7 protein-coding genes and 1 pseudogene are annotated in these 24,168 nt (G+C 71.3%); 6 read left to right on the top strand and 2 right to left on the bottom strand.

Going from position 1 to position 24,168, the window contains the following annotated elements; translation table 11 throughout:
• The first annotated feature begins 17 nt into the window (after positions 1-17).
• The 5 genes from G3I71_RS35850 to G3I71_RS35870 all read left to right on the top strand — a co-directional run bounded on the left by G3I71_RS35850 (position 18) and on the right by G3I71_RS35870 (position 20,733).
• On the top strand, positions 18-8,480 hold the full coding sequence (locus G3I71_RS35850; protein ID WP_164321464.1) for an SDR family NAD(P)-dependent oxidoreductase: 8,463 nt from the start codon (positions 18-20) through the stop codon (positions 8,478-8,480).
• A 99-nt stretch (positions 8,481-8,579) separates the two neighbouring features.
• On the top strand, positions 8,580-8,813 hold the full coding sequence (locus G3I71_RS35855) for an MbtH family NRPS accessory protein (RefSeq protein WP_164321466.1): 234 nt from the start codon (positions 8,580-8,582) through the stop codon (positions 8,811-8,813).
• A gap of 70 nt (positions 8,814-8,883) precedes the next feature.
• The gene (locus G3I71_RS35860) at positions 8,884-16,815 is read left to right on the top strand and encodes an amino acid adenylation domain-containing protein (RefSeq protein WP_164321469.1); all 7,932 of its coding nucleotides are present in this window, start codon (positions 8,884-8,886) and stop codon (positions 16,813-16,815) included.
• A complete protein-coding gene (gene fabD / locus G3I71_RS35865) occupies positions 16,812-20,129 on the top strand; it encodes an ACP S-malonyltransferase (protein WP_239149536.1) in 3,318 nt (1,105 codons plus the stop codon). The genes G3I71_RS35860 and fabD overlap by 4 nt, the downstream gene beginning before the upstream one ends.
• Positions 20,130-20,520: 391 nt before the next feature.
• Positions 20,521-20,733 carry a hypothetical protein gene (locus G3I71_RS35870; protein WP_203732263.1) on the top strand — a complete coding sequence of 71 codons (213 nt, stop codon included), beginning with the start codon at positions 20,521-20,523 and terminating at the stop codon, positions 20,731-20,733.
• Positions 20,734-20,949: 216 nt separating this feature from the next.
• Here G3I71_RS35870 and G3I71_RS35875 read toward each other — a convergent pair whose 3' ends face one another.
• Together G3I71_RS35875 and G3I71_RS35880 are read right to left on the bottom strand one after the other, a co-directional pair.
• On the bottom strand, positions 20,950-22,263 hold the full coding sequence (locus G3I71_RS35875; protein ID WP_164321472.1) for a diaminobutyrate--2-oxoglutarate transaminase: 1,314 nt from the start codon (positions 22,261-22,263) through the stop codon (positions 20,950-20,952).
• Positions 22,260-22,553, bottom strand: a pseudogene (locus G3I71_RS35880) (TauD/TfdA family dioxygenase); the annotation flags it as partial. The gene G3I71_RS35875 and the pseudogene G3I71_RS35880, both read right to left, overlap by 4 nt.
• Before the next feature lie 259 nt (positions 22,554-22,812).
• Here G3I71_RS35880 and G3I71_RS35885 point away from each other — a divergent pair.
• Positions 22,813-23,451 carry a hypothetical protein gene (locus G3I71_RS35885; RefSeq protein ID WP_164321475.1) on the top strand — a complete coding sequence of 213 codons (639 nt, stop codon included), beginning with the start codon at positions 22,813-22,815 and terminating at the stop codon, positions 23,449-23,451.
• Positions 23,452-24,168: the final 717 nt, after the last annotated feature.

Genomic DNA, 24,168 nt, shown 5'->3' on the forward strand with positions numbered 1-24,168 from the left:
TTCCTGGATGGATACCGATGACCGAATCACCGATTTTCGTCGACACGTTCACTCTCACCCACGACAACCCGCTGCTCCAGGGGCACGTGATACGCGGACGCAGCCTCATGCCCGCCGTCGGACACCTGGACCTGGTCCTGCACGTTCTCGGCCGGCACGGCCACGCCGTCCAGGACGTCGAACTGCGCGACTTCACCATCCTCGCGCCGCTCGCCGTCCAGCCCGGTGAGCAGGTCCTGACCACCGTGGAGGGGCGCCCCTCGCCGACGGGCGGACTGCGGATCGAAGTCCGCGGCCGGCACGGGCAGGACGCCCCGGACGTGACGTACGCGGTCGTGACCGCGCACCCCGGCGCCGTGCCCGCCTTCGAGGAGCGGCTGCCGTTGCCGCTCGACGGAACGGTCCGGACCACCCCGCTCGCCGACATCTACACCTGGTGCAGGGAGCACGAGCTGGTCCACTCGGGCCTGATGAAGACCGACGGCGTGTTCCACCGGCGTCCCTCGGACTGGGTCGCCGAGGTGGAACTCGCACCCGAACACCACGGCAGCGCGGACGCGTTCCTCTTCCAGCCGGCCCTGTTCGAGGCAGGGCTCCTGTGCGGCGGAGTGGCCTTCGGCCTGCTGCACGACGGCGCGGACAACCCGGACCCCCGTCTTCCGCAGAGGTTCGGCCTCTATCTGCCGCTGGTCTTCGAGTCGTTCAGGGCGACGGCCCCCCTGGGCAGGCGCTGCTTCATCAGGATCCCGGCCGAGTCGGTGCGCGGCGACGACGAACTCGTACGGCTGACCATGGAGTTCTACGACCCGAACGGACTGAAGGTCGCCGAGGTCGCCCAGTACGTGGCCAAGCGGGTCCGGGACACCACGGCGTCCGAGTCCCGGGAGGAAGCCGTCGTCGCCCCTGCGCCCGTGGCGGTCTGGACGGGAGGCTCTTCCGCCGCCGGAAGTCAGGATGTCGTCGCCGTTCTGTGCGAGCTGATCGGGGCACGGCTGGGGCGAGCGCCCGGACGAATCCGCACCGGGACCGGCTACTACGAACTGGGACTGGCCTCGGCGGACCTGCTGTCGCTGAAGGCCGACCTTGAGGACCGGCTCTCCCTCCCGCTCTCGCCGACGATCATGTTCGAGTATCCGACGGTCACCGAGCTGGCGGCCTTCCTGGAGGGGCTGCTCGCCGAGCGGCAGATCCCGGCCGCGCCCGCTTCGACGTCGGACCCGGAGTCCGCGGTGTGCGACACGCTCACCGGCGAGGTGTCCGCGCTTCTCGGCGTGCCCGCCGGGGATGTGCACCCGGACGACACGTTCGAAGAGCTCGGCCTCGACTGGGTCGGCCTCGCCCGACTGGCCGACCGGGTGAACGACCGCTTCGGCCTCACGCTCATGTCCGCCGCCTTCGGCGAACACCGGACCGTCCGAGCCATGGCCGCGTATCTCGCCTCCGCCCGTCGCGAACCCGTCGAAGCCGGCCAGGTCCCGCCCCAGGAGCCTGAGCCGGCCGGTCCGGTGCCCACGCGCCCCCATCCGATGCTGCAGCGCGCGGTACGGCACGACGACGGCCACGCCTACGAGACACGGTTCGACGGCAGCGAGCCCTATCTGCGGGACCACCAGGTGCGCGGTAGCCGCGTCCTGCCGGGAGCCGCGCAGCTGGAGATGGCGCGTGCGGCGGTCGAGCGCGCCCTGGGCGGGCGGTCGACGGGCCAGGTACGACTGGACGACGTCATGTGGCTGCGGCCCGCGGTCTGCGGCCCGGACGGACTCGTGCTTCGGGTGAGTGTGCGCACCGCCACCACGGGCGGCTGGGAGTACGACATCCACAGCGTGGACGGCGGCGGCGGACACACCCTGTGCAGCCAGGGCCGGGCGAGCCTGCGGGAAACCGGTGACCTCGGCCTGCCGAGCCTGGAGGAGCTGCGCGAGGCCTGCGGGGGAGGGGCGTTCTCCGTGGAGCACATCTACGGCCTGTACGCCGACGCGGGGCTGGACTACGGCCCCGCGCAGCGCTCCCTGGTGCGGCTGGGCGTGGGCACGGACGAGGCGGGACAGCCCCAGGTGCTCGCCGAACTGCGCCTTCCGGTGGCGGCGGAGCCACTGGACGGGTTCCGGCTGCACCCGAGCATCATCGACGGCGCGCTGCAGGCCACCATCGGTCTGCGGCTGACGGACGCGGCATCGCCCGGCCGGCCGGGCGGTCCCGCCCTGCCGTTCGCCCTCCAGCACGTGGACGCGCCCGACGCGACCCCCGCCAGGGCGTACGCCTGGATCCGGCCACAGCGGGGAAGCAGCCCCGTCGCCGCGTCGGCGAAGCTGGACATCACGGTGTTCGACGAGCGTGGTGAGGTGTGTGTGAACCTGACCGGGCTGAGCACACGCACCCTGCCTGACCTGCCGCCGACCGCGCAGGAAACCACGGTGGAGCGGTCCGCGCCCCATGTGCCCGGCCGGGCCGACGGCGACATAGCGATCGTCGGTCTCTCCGGGCGTTACCCCGAGGCCGCCGATCTGGACGAGTTCTGGGACAACCTGCGCTCGGGCCGTGACTGCGTCCGAGAGGTGCCGACGGAACGCTGGGACCACCGCCGCTACACCGACGGATCCGACACCGGCCGTACGCCGGGCAGGTGGGGTGGCTTCCTCGACGGCATCGACCTGTTCGACCCGCTCTTCTTCCAGATATCGATGCTGGAGGCCGAGCACCTCGATCCCCAGGAGCGCCTCTTCCTCCAGACAGCCCACCATGTGCTCGAAGACGCCGGATACACGGGCGAGCGGCTGGCCCGGCCGGGCCGGGTCGGTGTGTTCGTCGGCGCGATGTACCAGGAGTTCCAGCTCCACGGCGCGCAGGCCCAGGAGCGCGGCCGGCTGGTCGCCCTGTCGGGCAGCGCGTCCACGATCGCCAACCGTGTGTCGTACTTCTACAACTTCACCGGGCCGAGCATGACCGTCGACACCATGTGCTCGGGCTCGCTGACGGCCATTCATCTCGCCTGCGAGGCCATCAAGAGCGGTCAGTGCCACGCGGCGATCGCGGGCGGCGTGAACCTCACCTCCCACCCCAACAAGTACCTGCTGCTGGGACTGCGCAACTTCCTCTCCAGCGACGGGCGCTGCCGCAGTTTCGGTGCGGGCGGCGACGGTTACGTTCCCGGCGAGGGGGTGGGGGCCGTCCTGCTGAAGCCCCTTGAGCGGGCCGTCGCCGACGGGGATCACATCTACGGTGTGATCAAGGGAACGGCGGTGAACCACGGAGGGCGCAGCCCCGGCTACTCGGTGCCCAGCCCGGCGGCACAGGGCGAGGTCATCGCCGACGCGCTGCGGGCCGCCCGCGTCGACCCGCGCGCCCTGAGCTACATCGAGGCGCACGGCACGGGAACTTCCCTGGGCGACCCGATCGAGGTGGCCGGGCTGATCAAGGGGCTGAGCAGCGCGGGAAGCCTGCCGGAGAACTGCGCGATCGGCTCGGTGAAGTCGAACATCGGACACAGTGAGAGCGCCGCCGGAATGGCAGGCATCACCAAGGTGCTGCTGCAGATGCGGCACGGGGAGCTCGTACCGACCCTGCACTGCGAGACCCTCAATCCGCACATCGACTTCGACCGGATCCCGCTGCGGGTGCAGCGGCAACTGGAGCCGTGGCGGCGCCCGATGCTGGAGGTGGACGGAGAGCGCCGCACGGTGCCCAGGATCGCCGGTGTCTCCAGCTTCGGCGCGGGCGGCTCGAACGCGCACATCGTCATCTCCGAGTACGAGCCCGCGCTCCCCAGCCCCGTACGGGCCCCGGCCGACGGCCGGCCTGCGCTGCTCCTCCTCTCCGCGAGGAGCGAGGAGCAACTCGTGGACCAGGCCCGCAGACTCCACGCCCGGCTGGCTGAGCTGAGTGACACCGAACTTCCCGACGTCGCGTGGACGCTGCAGACAGGGCGGACGGCGCTGGAGGAACGACTGGCCTTCGCCGCGACCTCGGTGGCGGACACCAGGGCACGACTGGAGTCGTTCGCCGCCGACCCGCGCCGGCCCGGAGCCTGGGCCCGAGGCGCCGTCCAGCCCGACCGGGAGGCGACGGCCGGCCGCCGGACCGACGACGAACTGGCGTCCGCCCTGGTGGAATGGTCCGCGCGAGGCACGCACGACAGGCTGCTGGGCCTGTGGGCCGTGGGAGCCGAAGTGGACTGGGAGACGCTGCACCGGGCCGGCCCGCCCGCGCGCCAGGTCAGCCTGCCCGGGTACCCCTTCGCCCGTGAGCGCTGCTGGCCGGACCTCGGCCCGGGCGTCGCGTCACACGAGTCGCTCGTCCCGCCTGCCGCACATGTGCCGCAGCCGCAGCCGCAGCCGCTCCGGCCGGCCGAGGGTGCGGCTGAACCGGACGAGGTACTGCTGCTGCGCCCCGTATGGACGGCCCAGGACGCCCGGCCCGGCGACGCGGCCCCGGCGGAGCGGTTCGCCGAGCACCACGTGGTGGTGGTCGGCCGGCTGGCACCCGGGGAGCGCGAGGCCCTTCGGACCGGGCTGCCCGCCAATGCCGTATGCCGGTTCGTGGAGCTTCCGGACGGCCCGCTGGACCACCAGTACACCGAGGTGACGCGGCAGGTGTTCACCCTGGTGCGCGACCTCCTCGCAGCCGGCGTGCGGCGGCCGGCGCTGCTCCAGACCGTGCTGACCGGCGACCCGGCCACGGACGTCGAGCGGGAGCGCCTCGCCTGCTTCGGAGGCCTCGCCGGTCTGCTGAGGACGGCAGGCCTGGAGAATCCGCTTCTGCACACGCGTTACCTGGAATGCCTCGACGGAGCCTCACCGGCCACGATCGCCGCCCGTATCGCGGCCGAAGCCACCGGTGTCCCGGAACCGGAAGTACGGCACCGCGACGGTCTGCGGTATGTCGCGCGGCTGGCGGAGATGCCCTCCGCCATGCCCGCTGACCAGCCCTGGAAGCAGGGCGGGGTCTATCTCATCACCGGCGGAGTCGGCGGCCTCGGCCTGATCATGGCGAGGGAGATCGCCGCCTCCGCCGGACAGGCCACCGTCGTCCTCACCGGGCGGTCGACGCTGAACCCGGCGCAGGCAGCGGCGCTCGAAGCCCTGCGCGTGCTCGGCCTGACGGTGGATCACCAGCGCGCGGACGTGGCCGACAGGGCCGCCGTCACCCGCCTGCTGGACCATGTCAGGCGCACGCACGGGCCGTTGACGGGCATCCTGCACAGCGCCGGAGTCACCGACGACAAGCTCATCGTCCGCAAGACGGTCCAGGAGCTGGAGCGAGTTCTCGCGCCCAAGGTCGCCGGGCTCGTCCACCTGGACGAGCTGAGCCGGGACCAGCCGCTGGAGACGTTCCTGTGCTTCTCCTCGACCAGCGGAGCCTTCGGTAACCCCGGGCAGGCCGACTACGCCGCCGCCAACGCGTTCATGGACGCCTACGCCGCCTACCGCAACCGTCTCGTCGACGCCGGTCTTCGCAGCGGCGCCATGGTGTCCGTCGACTGGCCGCTGTGGGACGAGGGAGGCATGGGAACCGACGGAGCCCTCAGGGAACGCCTGCGCGGCACCGGGGTCGTGCCGCTGGACACCGTCCGCGGCGTGCGGGCACTGCACTGCGCCCAGGCGGCCGAGGAGAACGACCTTTCGGACGGTCGCCTCGTCGTCCTCGCGGGCCGGCGTGACGCGCTGCTGCCCTGGCTCACCGGCCTCGCCGACACGCCGGCCGCACCCCGGCCCATCGGCGAACCCGGTGCGGACGCGGCTTCGGTACCCGGCACTGCGCAGTCCCCGGTCGCGGCGGACCGCGGCCTGGAGGACCGGGCGGTGGGCCACCTGCGGCACCGGCTGGCGGCGGCACTCAACCTCGGCCCCGAGCGCCTGGGACCGGACACGCCGCTGGAGCGCTACGGCATGGACTCCGTCATCGCAGTCGGCGTCACCGCCGAGTTGGAGGACGCCTTCGGCCCGCTGTCCCGGACGCTGCTGTTCGAGGTGCAGACGGTGCGCGAACTCGCACGGTACTTCGTGACCGAACACGCGCCGGCACTGCGCGCCCTCCTCGGTGAGCCCACCGCGCCTCAGCAGGCGCCGCCCTCCGGCGTGCACGACGACGACGGCCCGGCCCGGCCCGGCCCGGTCGAGGCACCGGTGTCCGAGCGGCCCCGCCCGGACTCCGGCGGCGGGGCCGCCGCGAGCCGGCGTGCGCAGAGCCGCGACCGGGACCCGGGGACGACCCCGCCCGGACGCAGCGAGGAGATCGCGATCATCGGCGTCAGCGGGCGCTATCCGCAGGCCGACGACCTCGACACGCTGTGGAGCAACCTCCGGTCCGGCAAGGACTGCGTCACCGAGATCCCGGCCGACCGCTGGGAACGCCTGTACGGCGCGGAACCGGCCGAGGACGGCGCGAGCCGCGGCATGTGGGGCGCGTTCCTCGCCGGGATCGACCGGTTCGACCCGCTGCACTTCGGTATCTCGCCCCGCGAAGCCGAGGCGATGGACCCGCAGCAGAGGCTGTTCCTGGAGACGGTGTGGCATCTGCTGGAGGAGAGCGGTGTAACCCAGGACGTCATCGAGCGGCGCTACGGACGCCGCGTGGGCGTGTACGTGGGGGCGGCCTACCAGATGTACCGGGCGGACGAGTCGGACCCGGTCCTGGCGGCGCTGACCTCGGCGGCCTCCTACAACCTGATCGCCAACCGCGTCTCCCACTTCTTCGGGCTGGAAGGCCCCAGCCTGGCCCTGGACAACATGTGCGCGTCATCCGCCACGGCCGTCCACCTTGCCTGCGCCGATCTGCTGCGCGGGGAGAGCGAACTGGCCATCGCCGGCGGGGTGAACCTGACCGTCCACCCCGAAAAGTACCTGGCGCTGTCCGAGATGCGGTTGCTCGGCAGCCACCCGGGAAGCCGCAGCTTCCGCGACGGGGACGGTTACCTGCCCGCCGAAGCCGTCGGCGCCGTCCTGCTCAAGCCGCTGAGTGCAGCGGTCCGCGACGGCGACACGGTCCACGCCGTCATCAAGGGCACCGCCTCACTGCACGGCGGCCGGGCCAACGGGTTCATGACACCTAGTCACCGGGCCCAGGTGCGCGTCATGCGGCGGGCGATGGAGCAGGCGGGCGTCGAACCGGGTTCCATCGGATACGTTGAGGCCGCGGCCAACGGCACGACGCTCTCCGACGAGGTCGAGGTCAGGGCTCTGCGTGAGGTGTTCGGCTCGGTGGCCGAGCCGGTGGCGGTCGGCACCGTGAAGTCGAACCTCGGGCACCCCGAGCCGGCCTCCGGTATCGCCCAGCTCACCAAGGTCGTCCTGCAACTGCGCCACGAGGAGCTCGCACCTCTGGTCGACGCCGGTTCCCCCAACCCCAACCTGGACCTCGACGGCACAGCACTCCGGCTCTGCGAACGGCTGACGGCCTGGGAACCCCGGGCCACGGTCGGCGCGGACGGCCTGCCGACGCCGCGCCGAGCGCTCATCAACTCGGTGGCCGCCGGCGGAAGCCACGTCAGCCTGGTCATCGAGGCGCCCCCGGTGACGGACCCCGTCGTGCGGAACGCCGAGGACACCGGCTCCTCGCTGGTGGTGCTGTCCGCCGGGGACTCCGAGCGGCTGCTCACGGCCGCGCGGCAGCTGCGCGACTTCCTGGAGCGTGACGACCGGGCGGGGCTCGCGGACCTGGCGTACACCACGCAAGTAGGGCGTGACGCGCTGCCCGAGCGGCTCGCCGTGGTGGCGGGCTCCCGGGAGGAGCTCGCGCAGGCTCTCACCCACTACCTGCAGGTGCACGGCCCAGACAGCGGTTGCGGGACGGACCACGGCTCCGGCGTGGTCGTGCCGGTCCATCTCGGCAACGCCGAGACCGACGCCGGCGTAATGGACGCGGTGCTCTCCGGCGCCCGCGGGGAGGAGTTCCTGGCCACCCTCGTCGACGACCGTGACCTGGAACGCCTCGCCGAGCTGTGGGTCCGGGGCGCCCGAGTTCCGTGGGGCGGGCTCCACAACGGGCACCGACGGCTGGTCCGGCTGCCGGCGACAGCCTTCGACCGGGGGAACTACTGGATCGGCCGCAGGGCGCGGAGCACGGTCGCGGCCGAACCCGGAGCGTCCTCGGGCCGGGCCACGCCCGCCGTCGGCCGGCGGCCGGCCCCTCGACTCACCGACTCCGAGCGGACGATGGTGGCCGTCTGGGCCGAACTGCTGGGGGTCGACGCGGGCAAGCTGGACGAGACGAGCAGCTTCCTCTCACTCGGCGGCAACTCACTGCTGGCGACCCGTCTGATCAACCTGCTGCGGCAGTACACCGGTGTGGAGCTGACCGTTCAGGCCGTTTTCGACGCGCCGCGGCTCGGTGAGCTGGCCGCCGTGCTGGACCGCCGCGCCCCGGAGGCCGGGGGCACCGGCACGGGCGAAGTGGAAACAATCCTCGAAAGTATCGGTTTCATCGAGGGCCTGACCGACGAAGAGCTGAACAGCCTGGCGGGCGAGAATTCGAAATTCCACTGAGCTCTGTCATTCCACCCGAATTCCATTCGGCATTCGGTTTCTCGCCCCGCCGGTGTCAGCGATTCTGACGGAAACTCTTGTTCCTGAATGAGGTGCGGTATGTCCAATCCCTTCGCAGAGGTCGACGGCGCCTACAAAGTGCTCCGCAACGACGAGGAGCAGCACTCCCTGTGGCCCGGACATCTTGATGTGGCGCCGGGTTGGGACGTCGTGCTGGACAGTGCGAGCCGTGCGGAATGTCTCGAATACATCGAGAAGAACTGGACCGACATGCGACCGCGCAGTCTCCGCACGGCCATGGTGTCCGGCCCGGACGCGCACCCGTCGAGGTGAAACCCACGAAAAGACCGAGTGGAAGAAAGACCGGCTCCCGGACATCGGCAGCCGAGACAGAGGGGACGAGATGAGCACCGACAGCCAGGACATCAATCAGGATCTCCTGCGGAGGATCCGCTCACTGCCGCCGCAGCGGCAGCGTGCGCTGATCGCGCTGTTGCGCAAAAAGGGCATCGACTTCGCCGAGCTCCGGACCGTTCCACGCCTGCCCCGTGACGAGGGCTCGCCGTTGCCGTTGTCGTTCACCCAGCAGCGCCTGTGGTTCCTGGACCAGCTCGACGGCACCGGCGCCGCCTACAACATTCCCATGGCGATGCGGTTGCGCGGCCGCCTGGACCGGCCCGCGCTGTTGCGTGCCCTGCAGTCCGTCGTCCAGCGGCACGAGGTGCTGCGCACCCGCTTCGCCGACCACGAGGGCGTACCGCACCAGATCGTCGGCGACATCGGCGACTTCGCCGTCACGCAGGAGGACCTCGCCGACCCGGCGCTGCTGCCGGGGATCTGCCGTGCCGAGGCCGCCGCACCCTTCGACCTGGCGCGCGGCCCGCTCGTCCGGATGCGGCTGCTGCGGCAGGCCGAGCAGGAGCACCATCTGCTCGTCACGGCCCACCACAGTGTCTTCGACGGCTGGTCGGTCGGCGTCTTCTTCCGCGACCTGGTCTCCTGCTACGAGGCGTTCTGCGCGGGACTGCCCATGCCGCTCCAGCCGCTGCCCGTCCAGTACGCCGACTACGCGCACTGGCAGCGGCAGCGGCTCGCCGACGAGGTCCAGGAGCGGCAGCTCGACTACTGGAAGCGGCAGCTGGCCGGGGTCGACCCCCGGCTGACCCTGCCCACCGACCGGGAACGACCGCGTGTGAAGACCTACGCGGGAGCAGGCGAGACCTTCCACTGCCCGGCCGATCTGCTCGGTGAACTGCGCGAGGTCGCCAAGTTCCACGACGTCACCCTGTACATGCTCCTGCTGGCGGCCTACACGGTCGTCCTGAACCGCTACACCCACGAGACCGACATAGCCGTGGGCACGGTCGTCGCCGGCCGGGGCCGGCGCGAGGCCGAGGATCTGGTGGGCTTCTTCGCCAACACACTCGTGATGCGCCCCGACCTGTCCGGCGACCCCGCCTTCCCGGAGCTGCTGACCCGGGTGAAGAGAACCGCCCTGGAGGCCTACGACCACCAGGATGTTCCCTTCGACGCCGTGGTGGACGCTCTGGACAGCGAGCGCAGCCTCAGCCACTCACCCGTCTTCCAGACCCTGTTCGTGCTGCAGGAGGCGCAGACGGAGCGCACGGCCACCCTCGGCGACCTCGATGTCTCCCCGGTCCCCGTCGAGCTCAGCTTCACCAAGTTCGACCTCACGGTCGACCTGCGGGAGACCCCGGACGGACTGGCCGGCACCGTGGAGTACAACACCGACCTCTACGACCGGGCCACGGTGGGCCGCTTCATCGACCACTACACACGGCTGCTGCGGGCCGTCGCGACGGATCCGTCCCTGCCCGTGTCCGCGCTGGCCATGGTGGACGCCGAGGAGCGGCGCCAGGTGGTCGAGGTGTGGAACGACACGGAGCGGCCCTACTCCGCCGACCGCTGTCTGCACCAGCTCTTCGAGGAAGAGGTCTCCCGGCACCCGCAGCGCACCGCCCTCGTCGACGCCGGCCGCTCCTGGACGTACGCCCAGCTCAACGCCTGGGCCAACCGGATCGCCCACGGCCTGCGCCGCCACGGCGTCGCACCGGACACCACCGTCGGCCTGCACGCGCTGCGCTCCGCCGAGATGGTCGCCGGCATCCTGGGCATCCTGAAGGCCGGCGGCGCCTACCTGCCCATCGAGCCGACCCACCCGGCCGCCCGCCGCGCCGACCTCGTCACCGGCTCCGGCGTGCAGGTGGTCCTCACCCAGCCACAGCTGGACGCCGCCCCCCTCGGCGACGCCGCCCACGTGCTCTGCCTGCATCCCGACGGCACGCTGCGCGACAGCGCCGGGCAGGACGTCACCGGCGGCCGTGAGGAGAACCTGCCGGCCGGTGAACTCGGGCTGCGCGCCGACCACCTCGCCTACGTCATCCACACCTCCGGCTCCACCGGACGCCCCAAGGGCGTCATGATCGAACACCGGGCGGCCGTCAACCGCATCGAGTGGATGCAGAACGAGTACCGGCTCACCGAGGACGACGTCGTCCTGCAGAAGACCCCCTACAGCTTCGACGTGTCGGTGTGGGAGTTCTTCTGGCCCCTGCTGTTCGGCGCCCGCCTCGCCGTCGCCCGGCCCGACGGCCACCGCGACCCGGCCTACCTGGTCTCGGCGATCCGCGAGTGGGGCGTGACCACCCTGCACTTCGTGCCGTCCATGCTGCGCAGCATGGTGGAGGAGCCCGGCTGGGCGGACTGCACCAGCGTCCGTCAGGTCTTCTGCAGCGGCGAGGCCCTGCCCCCGGACCTGTGCGCCCGCCACTACGAGCGTCATCCCGCGCCCCTGCACAACCTCTACGGGCCCACCGAGGCCGCCGTCGACGTCAGCCACTGGACCTGCCCCGCCGGACCCGCCCCGCGTACCGTGCCCATCGGCCGGCCCATCCAGAACATCCAGCTGTACGTCCTCGACGGCGCCCACCGGCCGCAGGGCATCGGCTGCGTCGGCGAGCTGTACATCGCCGGCGCCGGCCTCGCCCGCGGCTATCTGCACCAGCCGGAACTGACCCGGGAGCGGTTCGTGCCGAACCCGTTCGCCGGGCCGGGCACCAGTATGTACCGCACCGGCGACCTGGTGCGGTGGCTGCCCGACGGTGACCTGGAGTTCATCGGCCGCGCCGACGACCAGGTCAAGCTGCGCGGCTTCCGCATCGAGCTGGGGGAGATCGAGCAGCGCCTCGTCGAGCATCCCGCCGTCCGCTCGTGCGCCGTCGTCGTCCGCGAGGACCCGCCGGGCGGTCAACTGCTCGTCGCCTACACGGTCCTCTCCCCGGAGCACACCCTCGAGGACCACCGGCCCGAGCTGATCCGGCACCTGGAGGGCGTCCTGCCCGAGTACATGGTGCCCAGCGCCTTCGTCGCCCTGGACGTCCTGCCCGTGACCGCCCACGGCAAGCTGGACCGCAAGGCCCTGCCCGCCCCCGGCATCGGCGCGTTCAGCCGGCGTGCCTACGTCGCTCCGGGCACGGGCACCGAACGGCTGCTGGCCGAGGTGTGGGCCGAACTGCTGGGTTTCGACGCGGACCGTGTCAGCGCCGAGGACAACTTCTTCGCCCTCGGCGGACACTCCCTGATGATCACCGTGCTGGTGGCCCGGCTGAAGGACCACGGCCTGCCGGTCACCGTCCAGGACGTCTTCGCCGCCCCCGGCCTCGCCGCCCTCGCCGCCCGGATAGAAGGCGCCGACAGCACCGACGGGTACCGCGTCCCGCCCAACCTGATCCCCGAGGGGTGCACCCGTATCACCTCGCGGATGCTGCCACTGATCGACCTCACGCAGGAGCAGATCGACACCATCACGGCTGCCGTGCCCGGCGGCGCGCCCAACATCCAGGACGTCTATCCGCTGCTGTCCACCCAGGACGGCATCCTCTTCCATCACCTGATGGACCCCGACCACGACCCCTACCTCGTCTCCACCCTGTACGTGGCCGACGACGAGGAGGCGTGCGCCCGGTTCACCGCGGCGCTGCAGCGCATCGTCGACCGCCACGACGCGATGCGCACCGCCGTCCTGACCACCGACCTGCCCGACCCCGTGCAGGTCGTGCACCGCGCCGCCCGCCTGCCCGTGGAGCGCGTCCGCCTCGCCGCCGACGGCGACGCCGAGCAGCAGGCGCGGGCGCTGCTGGCCCGGCCCGCCCGCATGACCCTCGACCGGGCCCCGCTCCTGCGGCTGACCGTCGCCGAGGATCCGCACTCCGAGCGCCGCTACCTCGTCCTCACCGCCCACCACCTCATCGAGGACGCCACCTCCCTGCGGCTGACCGTGGGGGAGCTGGCCCTGCACCTGGCCGAACGAGCCGACCTGCTGCCGGCCCCGGCGCCGTACCGGGACTTCGTCGCCCACACCCTGCACGCGCAGGCCTCGGGAGACGCGGAGGAGTACTTCCACGCCGTCCTCGGCGACATCACCGAGCCGACCCTCCCCTTCGGCCTGGCCGACGTGCACGGTGACGCACGCCGGGTGGTCCGGCTGCGCCGCCCCCTGCCCGGGGAACTCACCCGGCAGCTGCGTGCCCACGCCAAGCGGCTGCGGCTGAGCCCCGCCTGTCTGTTCCACGCCGCCTGGGCACGGGTGGTGGCCGCGTGCAGCAACCGCGACGACGTCGTCTTCGGCTCCGTGATGTCCGGGCGGCTGCAGGATGTGCCCGGCGTCGAGCGGATGCTCGGCAACTTCATCAACACCCTTCCGCTGCGGGTCCGGCTGGCCGACCGTACGGTCCGCGAGCTGATCGACGAGGTCGACACCGGGCTGCGGGGCCTGGTGGTCCGCGAGCACACCCCCATCGGCCTCGCCCAGCGGTGCAGCGGCATGGACGGCAACGCGCCGCTGTTCAGCGCCGTCGGGAACTTCCGCCACTTCGAACCCGGCCACGACGAGGCGGCCGGAGTCCGCATCGACGACTCCGGAGTGCGGTTCCTCGCAGCCGTGGACGGCATCAACTATCCGGTGTCCGTGTCCGTCGACGACTTCGGCAGCGAACTGTCACTGGACCTCCAGGTGGACGACACCCTGTCCGCGGACGCCGTCGCCGACTACCTCCTCACCGCCCTCGCCGCCCTGAGCGACGCCCTCGCCGCCGACGACGGCAGGGGCACGCAGGCCCTGGACATCGAGGTCCTGCCGGAACCTGAGCGACGGCGCCTGCTGACAGAGTGGAACGACACAGCCACCGAGATGCCGGCGCCCACCCTCACCGCCGCCTTCGCCGCCCAGGCCGCCCGGACCCCCGACCTGACCGCGCTGGTGCACGGCGACGAGACCATGTCGTACGCGGAACTCGACGCCCGCGCCGCCCGGCTCGCGCACTGGCTCGCCGACCACGGCGCCGGGCCCGAACAGCTGGTCGGCGTCAGCATGAAGCGCTCCTTCGACCTGCTCGTCGCGATCTACGGCATCCTCAAGTCCGGTGCCGCCTACCTGCCCTTGGACCCCGACCTGCCCGACGAGCGCCGCGAGCAGATGGTCTCCGACGGCAGGCCGCTGCTCGTCCTGACGGAACTTCCCGACGTCTCCGGTCTGCCCGCCACCGATCCCGGTGTCGAGGTACTGCCGGACAATCCGGCATACGTGCTGTACACCTCCGGCACCACAGGCCGGCCCAAGGGCGTCGTCATCACCCACCGCGCCGGCCTGAACTGGCTCGCCTGGGACCAGGACGTCTACCGCGGCAAGGAGGGCGACCGGATCCTGCTCAAGACGTCGATCGGCTTCGACGTTTCCGTCAAGGAGTTGTTCTGGCCACTCCAGGTCGGCGCCACGATCGTCATTGCCGACCCCGGCGGCCACAAGGACCCCGAGTACCTGGCCTCCGTGATCCGCGAACACGGTGTCACCGACATCGACTTCGTGCCGTCCATGCTCGCCGAGTTCCTCTCCGAACCGGCCGTCGCCCAGTGCACCGGCCTGGTCCGCCTGGAGGCCGCCGGTGAACCGCTGCCCGTGGAACTGGCCGAACGCATGACGCGCCTGCTGCCCGACACGCTGCTCTACAACGTGTGCGGTCCCACCGAGGTCGGCGGCGCCCTCGGCATGTACACGCCGTACGTTACCGAGCCCGGCGCCACCGGCGTTCCCGTCGGCGCTCCCGTCCACAACACCCAGGCCTACGTCCTCGACCCGGCACTGCGCCCGCTGCCGGTCGGCGTGGCCGGCGAGCTCTACATCGCCGGAGCCCAGCTGGCCCGTGGCTTCCTCGGCCGGCCGGGGCTGACCGCGGAGCGGTTCGTGGCCAACCCCTTCGAGCCCGGCACCCGCATGTACCGCACCGGCGACCAGGTCCGATGGCGTCCCGACGGCCAGATGGAACACCTCGGCCGCGTCGACGACCAGGTCAAGATCCGCGGCTTCCGGATCGAGCCCGGCGAGATCGAGAACGTCCTGCACGCTCACCCCGCCGTCCACCGCGCCGTGGTCCTGCCGTACGGCTCCGGCGCTGAGCGCATGCTCGTCGCCTACGTCAGCCCGACCCGGCGATGGCGCGAGACGGCCGGCCCGGGCGCCTCGCCGGCCAGTCCGCTGAAGGAACACCTGACCGCACGGCTGCCCGACTACATGGTGCCGACCGTGTACGTCGTCCTCGACGAGCTGCCCGTCAACCGCAACGGCAAGGTGGACCGGGGCGCCCTGCCCGCGCCCAGCGAGGCGGACCTGGCACGTGCCGAGTACGTCGCACCGCACACCCCCACCCAGCGCGCGCTGTGCCACATCGTGGAGGAGGTGCTCGGGGTGACCCGCGTCGGCCTGAACGACAGCTTCTTCGACCTCGGCGGCCACTCCCTGCTCGCCACCCGGCTCTCGCTGCGAGTGAAGAAGGAACTGAACGCGGACCTGCCGCTCCAGGCCATCTTCACGGCGTCCGGCCTGGCCGACCTCGCCGCGGCGGTGGACGACCTGGCCACCGCACAGGAGAGCCCGGCCGGGCCCGCGGGCCCGGCCGCCGCGTCCGAAGGCGAGGAGGCGCCGCTCTCCCTCCAGCAGCGCGATCTGTGGTTCCTCGACCGGCCGGAGCACCTGGCCGTCACGCATGACAATGTCCAGCTGGCCTTCCTGCTGGACGGGCCGCTCGACACCGACGCCTTCGCCCGTGGCCTGTGCGCCCTGGTGGAGCGTCATCCCATCCTGCGCACCAGCTATCACCGCCGCTCCGACGGCACCGTCATCCAACGGGTCAACGACAGCGCCGACTTCGCCGTGACCCTCGCACCGGCCACGCAGGACGACACGGGTCTCGCCGCGTGGCTGCGCGCCGAACGGCTGCGCCCCTTCGCCCCCGAGAACCACTTCACCCTGCGCGCCCACCTGCTCACGCGGGCGGACGACCAGCACATCGTCGTCCTCACCCGCCCGTGGGGCGTCTTCGACGGCTGGTCGGTGAACATCGTCCTGTCCGAACAGATGGCCCTGTACCGGGCGTTCGCCACGGGCGGCGAACCGGAGCTGACGCCGCCGCCGATGAGCTACGCCGACTTCGCCCGCTGGCAGCGCACGGCGGTCCCGTCGGCCGAACTCGACCGCCAGCGCGGCTACTGGCAGCAACAGCTCGACGGCCTGCCGGCCTGTCTGCCGCTGCGCACCGACTACGAACGGTGCCCGGTGAAGACGTACCAGGGTTCTTCGGTGGACGTCAGCGTCTCCCTCGAGGTGACCACCGCACTCCGGCGGCTCGGCCAGGACCGCCGCGCCACCTCCTACATGGTCCTGCTGTCCGCCTTCGCCGTGCTGCTCGGCGCGCACACCGACACTCACGACCTGGTCATCGGCTCCCCGATCGCCAACCGCCCCCGCGCCGAACTCGAGGACGTCGTCGGCTACTTCGTGAACACGCTGCCGATACGCCTCGACGCGGCTCCGCAGCGGACCTTCGCCGAACTGCTGGCGCAGGCCAAAAACGTCACGAGCGAGGCCCACGCCCACAAGGACGTGCCCCTGCTGGACCTCGTACGGACCCTGGCGCCCCGGCCCGACCCGGCCCACTCCCCGCTGTTCCAGACGACGTTCAACCTGCTCCCCGTCCGGGAGGCGGCGCCGGGCGACGGCCCGGACGAGCTCGCGGTGAGCCAGCTGCCCAACGGCGCCGGCACAGCCCGCTTCGACCTGAGCCTGGTGATCCGGGAGACCGACGACGGCATTGTCGGCTACCTGGAGTACAGCACCGACCTGTTCACCCCGGCCACCGCCGAGCGCATGGCCCGCGACTACGAACGCCTCCTCGCACGGATCGCGCGGCACCCCGACACCACCCTCGCCGGTCTGCGAGAGAACAGCGAGACGGCAGACGACCCCGGGGAGGACGGACGTTGAACACGCCCAGAACCGTCTTCATGTTCTCCGGGCAGGGCTCGCAGTACCACCAGATGGGCCGCGAACTCTACGACTCCGAACCGGTGTTCCGTCAGACGCTGCACCGGCTGGACGCCCTCGTGGAGCCGGAAACCGGATCTTCCGTCATCGCCCGCATGTACGACCCCGAGCGGCCTGTCCCGCAGCCGTTCACCGACACCGTCTTCACCAACCCGGCGATCGTGATGGTCGAGCTGGCGCTGGCCGAGACACTCATCTCCCACGGCGTCACCCCCGATCTCCTGCTGGGCGTGAGTCTGGGGGAGTTCACGGCGTCGGTGCTGGCCGGTGTCGTGGACGCGGGTGACTGTCTGCGCCGCCTCGTCGGAATGGCACGCTCGGTGGCCGAGCACGTCCCCGGCGGCATGCTCGCCGTCCTTGCCCCTCCCGGCCTGTACCGCGGCGAACCGATTCTGCACCGGGACCTGGACCTGGCGGCGCGCTACTACGACGACCATTTCGTGGTCGCCGGTCCGATGGAGGCCCTGGCCCGGGCCGAGGCCCTCCTGGCCGACCAGCAGGTACCGTTCCAGCGGATCCCCGTCTCCCACGGCTTTCACTCCCGGCTGATGGACGCATCCCGGCCGGACTTCGAGGCGCTGTGGAGCGACGCCGACCTGCGAGTTCCACGGATCCCGCTGGTCTCCAGTGTCACGGCCGGCCGGGTGGATCCGGTCACTGTGGAGCACCTGTGGCGGGTCGTGCGGCAGCCGATGGAGTTCGGCGCGACCGTCAGGGCGCTGGAGGCCGAAGGCCCCCACATCTACCTCGACGCCGGGCCGTCCGGCACCCTGCACAGCTTCACCCGTGCTCTCCTGGCCACCGTGCCGGGCTCCCGGTCGCGGTCCATGCCGCTGCTCAACCAGTTCTCCCGGGACACCCGGCTGTTCACCCAGGTACGGGAAGGCATGGGCGGTGGCGGCCGGACCACGCCCTTCGCCACGGCGGCCGTCCGGGCCGACCCTGCGCTCACGCCGACCACCGCGAAAGGCGCCAGCATGAAGGTATTCGGCTTCCCCGGTCAGGGCTCCCAGGTCAAGGGCATGGGAGCGGACCTCTTCGACGAATTCCCCGAACAGGTGTCGGAGGCGGACGAGATCCTCGGCTACTCCATCCGTGACCTGTGCCTGAACAACCCCGAAGGGCGCCTGCGCCGCACCGAGTTCACCCAGCCCGCCCTGTTCGTGGTCGAGGCACTCACCTACCTGCGGCGCAGCCGCCAGGATCTGCGGCCGCCGGACTTCCTCGTCGGGCACAGCCTGGGCGAGTACACGGCGCTGTTCGCCGCGGGCGTCTTCGACTTCGACACCGGACTCCGGCTGGTCCGGCGCCGGGGTGAGCTGATGGGGCAGGCCTCCGGAGGGGGCATGACCGCCGTACTCGGCCTGGACCTGGACACGGTGGAGTCGGTGTTGTCGCAGGCGCAGCTGGCCTCGGTCGACGTCGCCAACCACAACACCCCGGAGCAGGTCGTGCTGGCCGGTCCCCTGGCGGACATCGACCGGGCGCGCGCGGTGTTCGAGGACCGGGGAGCACGGGTCGCGGTCCTCAACGTCAGCGCCCCCTTCCACTCCCGCTACATGAGGAACGCGGCCGAGGACTTTCGGAATCTGCTGGAGGCCACCGAGTTCCGGCCGCCGCTGATCCCGGTGATCGCGAACCTGGATGCCCTCCCGTACCGGCTGGAACGCGTGCGGGAGACGCTGGCCGGCCAGATCGCCGGACCCGTGCGCTGGGTGGACACCGTCCGCTACCTCCTGACCCGGGGCGACCTGGACTTCGAGGAGCTGGGCCCCGGCCGGACCCTGACCAAGATGGTCGAGAAGATCCGCGAGTTCACGGACCCGCTGCCCATGGCCGAGCCGGAACCGCAGCGGATACCGGAGCGGGAAACGGCGCCGGAGCCGGAACGGGATCAGCCGCGCCCGCTGACGCAGGCACCGATGGCGCGCCGGGCCCTCGCCCCACGGGATCTGGGCGCTCCGGGATTTCGCAGCCGCTATGGGCTGAGCCTCGCCTACCTGGCCGGCGGGATGTACGGCGGCATCTCCTCCGAGACCCTGGTCATCGCGCTCGGCAAAGCCGGCGGGATGGGCGTTCTCGGCGCCGGGGGCCTGCCGCTCACAGAGGTCGAGAGCAGGGTCCGGGCGATCCAGAACGTGCTCGGTGCCAGTGGGCCGTTCGCGGTGAACCTGCTGCACCGGCACGCCCACCCGGAGGAGGAACGGGCACTGGTCGACCTGCTGTTGAGCCTGGGCGTCCACACCGTGGAGGCCTCGGGTTTCCTGCGGATCACACCGGCTCTGGTGAAGTACCGCCTCAAGGGCGGGCGCGTCATCGCCAAGGTGTCCCGTACGGACACGGCCGAGATGTTCCTGCGTACCGCCCCGGACGACGTCGTGCGCGCACTCCTCGAAAACGGCGAACTGACGCCGCACGAGGCCGCGCGCGCCGCCGACCTGCCGATGGCGGACGACCTGTGCGTCGAGGCCGGAGGCGGCTGGCACGCGGACACCGCCGATCTGGCGATGCTGCTGCCGGCTGTGCTGCGCTTGCGTGACACGCTGGGCGGCCCCTGGCCGCGGGTCCATGTGGGCGCCGCGGGCGGCATGGGGACGCCCGAGGCGGCGGTGGCCGCCCTGGTGCTCGGCGCGGACTTCCTGGTCACCGGGTCGGTGAACCAGTGCACCGTGGAGGCGGCGACCAGTGCCGATGTCAAGAACATGCTGCAGCGGCTCGACATACACGACACCGAGCCGGCGCCGTGGGAGGAGCGGTTCGAACTCGGCGTCCGGACCAGGGTGGTCCGGCGCGGTGTCTTCTTCCCGGTCCGCGCCGACCGGCTCTACCAGTTGTGGCGCATGTTCGACACGTTCGAGGACATCGACGCGGCGACGCGGAGCCAGATCGAGAACACCTTCCTGCGACGCTCCTTCGAAGACGCATGGCGCGAGACCGCGGCCAGGGCAGGAGCGGCCGTGGGGGAGCGGGAGGCGCCTGGCAAGGGCAGGCTCGCCCTCGCCTTCCGGTCCTACCTCAACCAGGGATTCGAACTGGCCCGCACAGGCGCCTCCGACCGGAAGGTGGACTACCTGGTGTACTGCGGACCGGCGATGGGAGCCTTCAACCAGTGGGTCAAGGGCACCAGCCTCGAACCCTGGCAGGCCCGCACCGTCGACGCGGTGGCCGACCGCCTGCTGTCGGACACCGCCCGGCTGCTGGAGGACCGGTGCGCAACGCTTGTGCGGGGCACAACCGGTGCGCTTGCTTATTGATGTTGAGCGTGAACTGCTGTTGGTCGGCCGTGCCGAACTGCGCACCGTGGCCGAGACGAGGCCGGACAGGACTACGCCCAGGTCGGGCTGACCGTGCCGACTGCGGGGAAGTGCCTACAGGTGCTGGCGGCGAAGGCGCAGATGCCGGTATGGCGTGCGGGGCCGGCCCGGCAGTCGCCGACTCCATCGCCGCGCCGGGAGGCCAGGATCAGTCGGCGGCCTCGATGCCGGCCTGCCCGACCGCTGTTGCCGTTACGGGCGGATGCGGGCCTGGTCGTGCCCGTCACGGGTGTATGTCCGGATTCTGTAAACGGTCAGGTCCGCCAGGTGGAAGGCGCCCGTGGTCCGGTCGGGGTTCACTCCGGGAGACCCGCGACGAAAGAGGCTTCGCATGCCGGACAAGCCCGCCGGAGAGTTCTGGAAGGACCTCAGGCCGATCGAGAACTCCTTCCGCCCCGACGCCCTCCCCGAGGTCTATCTGTCCGAGGTCGCCACGGACGACGACCGCTGTGACGTGCCGTTCCCCGAGACCGCCGGTCGCGCTCGAACCGCCGGCGTGGACATCGGCCGGCCACGACCGGCGCCGCCAAGGCGATCGGCCTGATGCTGCCGCACCCTCGACGGCAAGCTGTCGGGCGACTCGGACTCCCGCCTCGTCGATCTTTGACCGAGTTCCTCGCCACCGGCTGACTGGATGCCGGGGTGATGCCCCGCATCCGGTGACCGTGCCGGTGGCCGGTATTCTCTTCGGGCGCTCTGGTCGACCACTCGGGCCAACCAGAGCGCTCCTTACCGTGTTTGACGTCGACTGATCGAAGGCTCAGACCACTGCCGAGAGCTGTGAGGCGGACGGGGGGACTCGGGGCGCCGCGCGGAGGACGGCGTCGCCGAGGACGTCCGCCACCTCCTTCCATTCGGTGAGGGACATCGTGAGCGGAGGCAACAGCTTCAGCACGTGTCCCTGTCCGGAGGTCTCGGCCACGATCCCGGCGCGGAACAGGGCCCGCTGGACCCCGTCGGCGACCTTGGCGTCGGCGAACCTCAGGCCGCTCATCGCTCCCTTTCCGGCGACTTCGGCGACCCCCGTGGGGAGCACGTCGGTGACGCTCGCGAGGCTGGTGGGGATCGCGGCGGCGAGTTCCTCGGCGTGCTCGGTGAAGTGCGGGTCCCTCCAGTGGTCCAGGGCCGCGGAACCCGCCACGAAGGCCAGGTTGTGGCCGCGGAAGGTGCCGTTGTGCTCGCCGGGCGCCCACTGGTCGAGTTCGCGGCGGATCAGCAGGGCCGCCATCGGCAGCCCCATTCCGCTGAGCGACTTCGACAGGCACACGAGGTCGGGGCGGAGTTCCGGGGTGTCCTCGAAACTGAAGAAGCTCCCGGTGCGTCCGCAACCCGCCTGGATGTCGTCCACGATGACCGGCGCGCCCGCCGCGTCGGCGAGTTCACGCAGGCGGGCGAGCCAGGCGCGGGGTGCCGTGTGCAGTCCGCCCTCGCCCTGGACCGTCTCCAGCAGGACCGCGGCGGGCGGGGCGGCCTCGGCACGCGGGGCGAAGGCGCGTTCCAGCGCGGTGACCGGGTCGGTCCCGTCCGGGCTGGCGGCGTCGCCGTAGGGGAGGATCGTCACGTCGGTCAGGGGCACCCCCGCCGCCCCGCGCAGCAGCGGTGAGGTCGTGGCGGCCAGGGCTCCCAGCGACGCGCCGTGGAAGCCGCCGGTGAAGGCCATGACCTCGGTGCGTCCGGTGACCTTGCGGGCCAGCTTCAAGGCGGCCTCGACCGCGAGAGTTCCGGCCGGGCCGGGGAACTGCACCACGAAGTCGCCCAGCCCGCGGGGCTCCAGGACTAGGCCCGTGAAGCGCTCCAGGAACTCCGCCTTGGCCGTGGTGTGCAGGTCCAGCGACTGCACCGGCCCGCCGGACGCGAGGTACGCCGTCACCCGCTCGACGATCGCGGGCGGATTGTGGCCGTAGTTGAGCGATCCGGCCCCGCACAGCAGATCGACGTAGCGGCGCCCGGAGGTGTCCCACAGGTGGTGTCCCGCGGCTCGTTCGAAGACCACCGGGAAGTGGCGGCAGTAACTGCGTACGTTCGACTCGTGACGTTCGAACACCGCGAGGGGGGTCCGTTCGGTCTCGGTCATGTCAGCACGAACCTTTCGTCGATTCTCGTAACGCGTCGGAGGACGCCGTCACTTGACCAGCACCGTTCGTCGCCGGGGCGGTGGTCGCGGGAGCGGCGGAGGTCGCTGAAGGCGAACGTCCGCTGAAGCCGTCGGTCACGGCCGTCGTAGCGCGGTACGAACGCCGAACGGCCGTGCAGGGCGACCCGGTTGTCGACGACGGCGAGGTCACCGGGGCGCAGGAGCACCCCCGTGTACGTCTGGTGGACCACCTCGCCGAGTTCGGCGAGGGCCGCCCGGCCCTCGGGAGTCCCCCGTGGACGCCGTCAGGAGCCTCATATCCTCGGCCGACTGACCCCACCGGCCGGCCGGGAGGCGCTGGCACGCCTCACCAACGGCCCCGTCCCCGTCCGAGTCCCCGCCCATGCTCGCTTGGTCCCGGCGCCGTACCGGTGTTGACCTCCACTCGGTGCGCCCGCCGCAGTGCGGCTTCCTGCTCGCCCGACCGGGCCTCTTGGACCGCCTCAGCAGAAGAATTCCTGACAGGGGTGGAGGCAGTAGGTTGTGCCGGTGACGGAATCCCTGCCGCCCGGTGGCGTTGTGCTTGCTGCGGACGAACTGGATGCCCGGTGGGCGGACGCATGGCGGCCGGAACAGGTCGCGGAGCGGTTGTGCGGGATCGGCGCGCCCTGGTGCGTCGCGGCCGGGTGGGCGCTGGATCTGTTCCGCGGGAGCCAGTCGCGACCGCACGGCGATCTGGAGATCGCGGTGCCCGCAGCGGGATTCCCGGAGATCCGGGACCGCTTTCCCGAGTACGTGTGTGACGCGGTGGGTTCGGGGCGTGTATGGGCGCAGGCAGGAGCTGAGGCGCTGGCGGCCACGCACCAGACCTGGCTGCGGGATCCGGTGAGCGGTCAGTTCCTGTTCGACGTCTTCCGCGAGCCGCACGAGGGCGGGACGTGGATCTGCCGGCGGGATGCGGGACTGCGGCTGCCGTACGACGCGATTGTCGAGCGGACGCCGGAGGGGATCCCTTACCTGGTGCCGGAGTTGGTACTCCTGTTCAAAGCGAAGGCGCCGCGGCCCAAGGACCAGGCGGACTTCGACGGGGTGCTGCCGCTGCTGGGCCGGGCACGGCGGGATGTCCTCGGCGAGTGGCTGGAGCGCGTCCACCCCGGACATTCGTGGCTGGCGGCGCTGGCGGGGTAGCCGCGACGGCAGCGCCCTGTATCGCCGAGGACATCCCGTCCGCCACCCAGCCACCATGACGGGCGCAGTCCAAGCACAACGGACGCCAGTGGCGTGTCGCGCATCCGGCGGTGCTCGGTCACCTGCTCGGCCTCGTCGCCGGATCCCCGCTGGGTGACGCCTTGGTGCTGCGCGGGAGCAGGGTGATGTCGGCGTGAGTGGGAGCCGGCACGCGGGATCCGGCGGATCTTCACCGGATCGTCTCAGGTGCCGTCGGCCCTTGGAGCCTGAACGCGCAGTTCTCCTCCGTCTACGGATGCGGGTGCTCGGGATCGCCCGGGACCCAGCGGCGGGGGCTGCCGGGCTGAGGTGCTGTCCGTCGATCGATGGGCGGGAAACAGCCAAAGGGGCTGGCGAGGGTGTGTTGCCGGCACGTAAAGGCGCACGTGATCCACCGCGCGGGAAGCCATCGGGACAGCTCTGGTTTTCCGGATTCCGGACAACGATCTCCGCACTGGTGACATATGCCCCCGCCAACTGAAACGATCTTCTCAACGCCCGGGCGCCACAACGCACATCTCCTCAGCGGAGCATCTTCCGGTTCTCCGTTCTCGTTCTCACCGGCTGCCCATCACGCAGCCGGGTGCAAGGAGCTGCAGCAGTGACGAACAACTTCCCTGCCGACGGGGCGACTTCGTTCCATGGTTCCCCTCCTTCCCGTCCCAGCGCCTTCGTTCG

Source organism: Streptomyces sp. SID12501 (assembly GCF_010550245.1).
Taxonomy (GTDB): Bacteria; Actinomycetota; Actinomycetes; order Streptomycetales; family Streptomycetaceae; genus Streptomyces.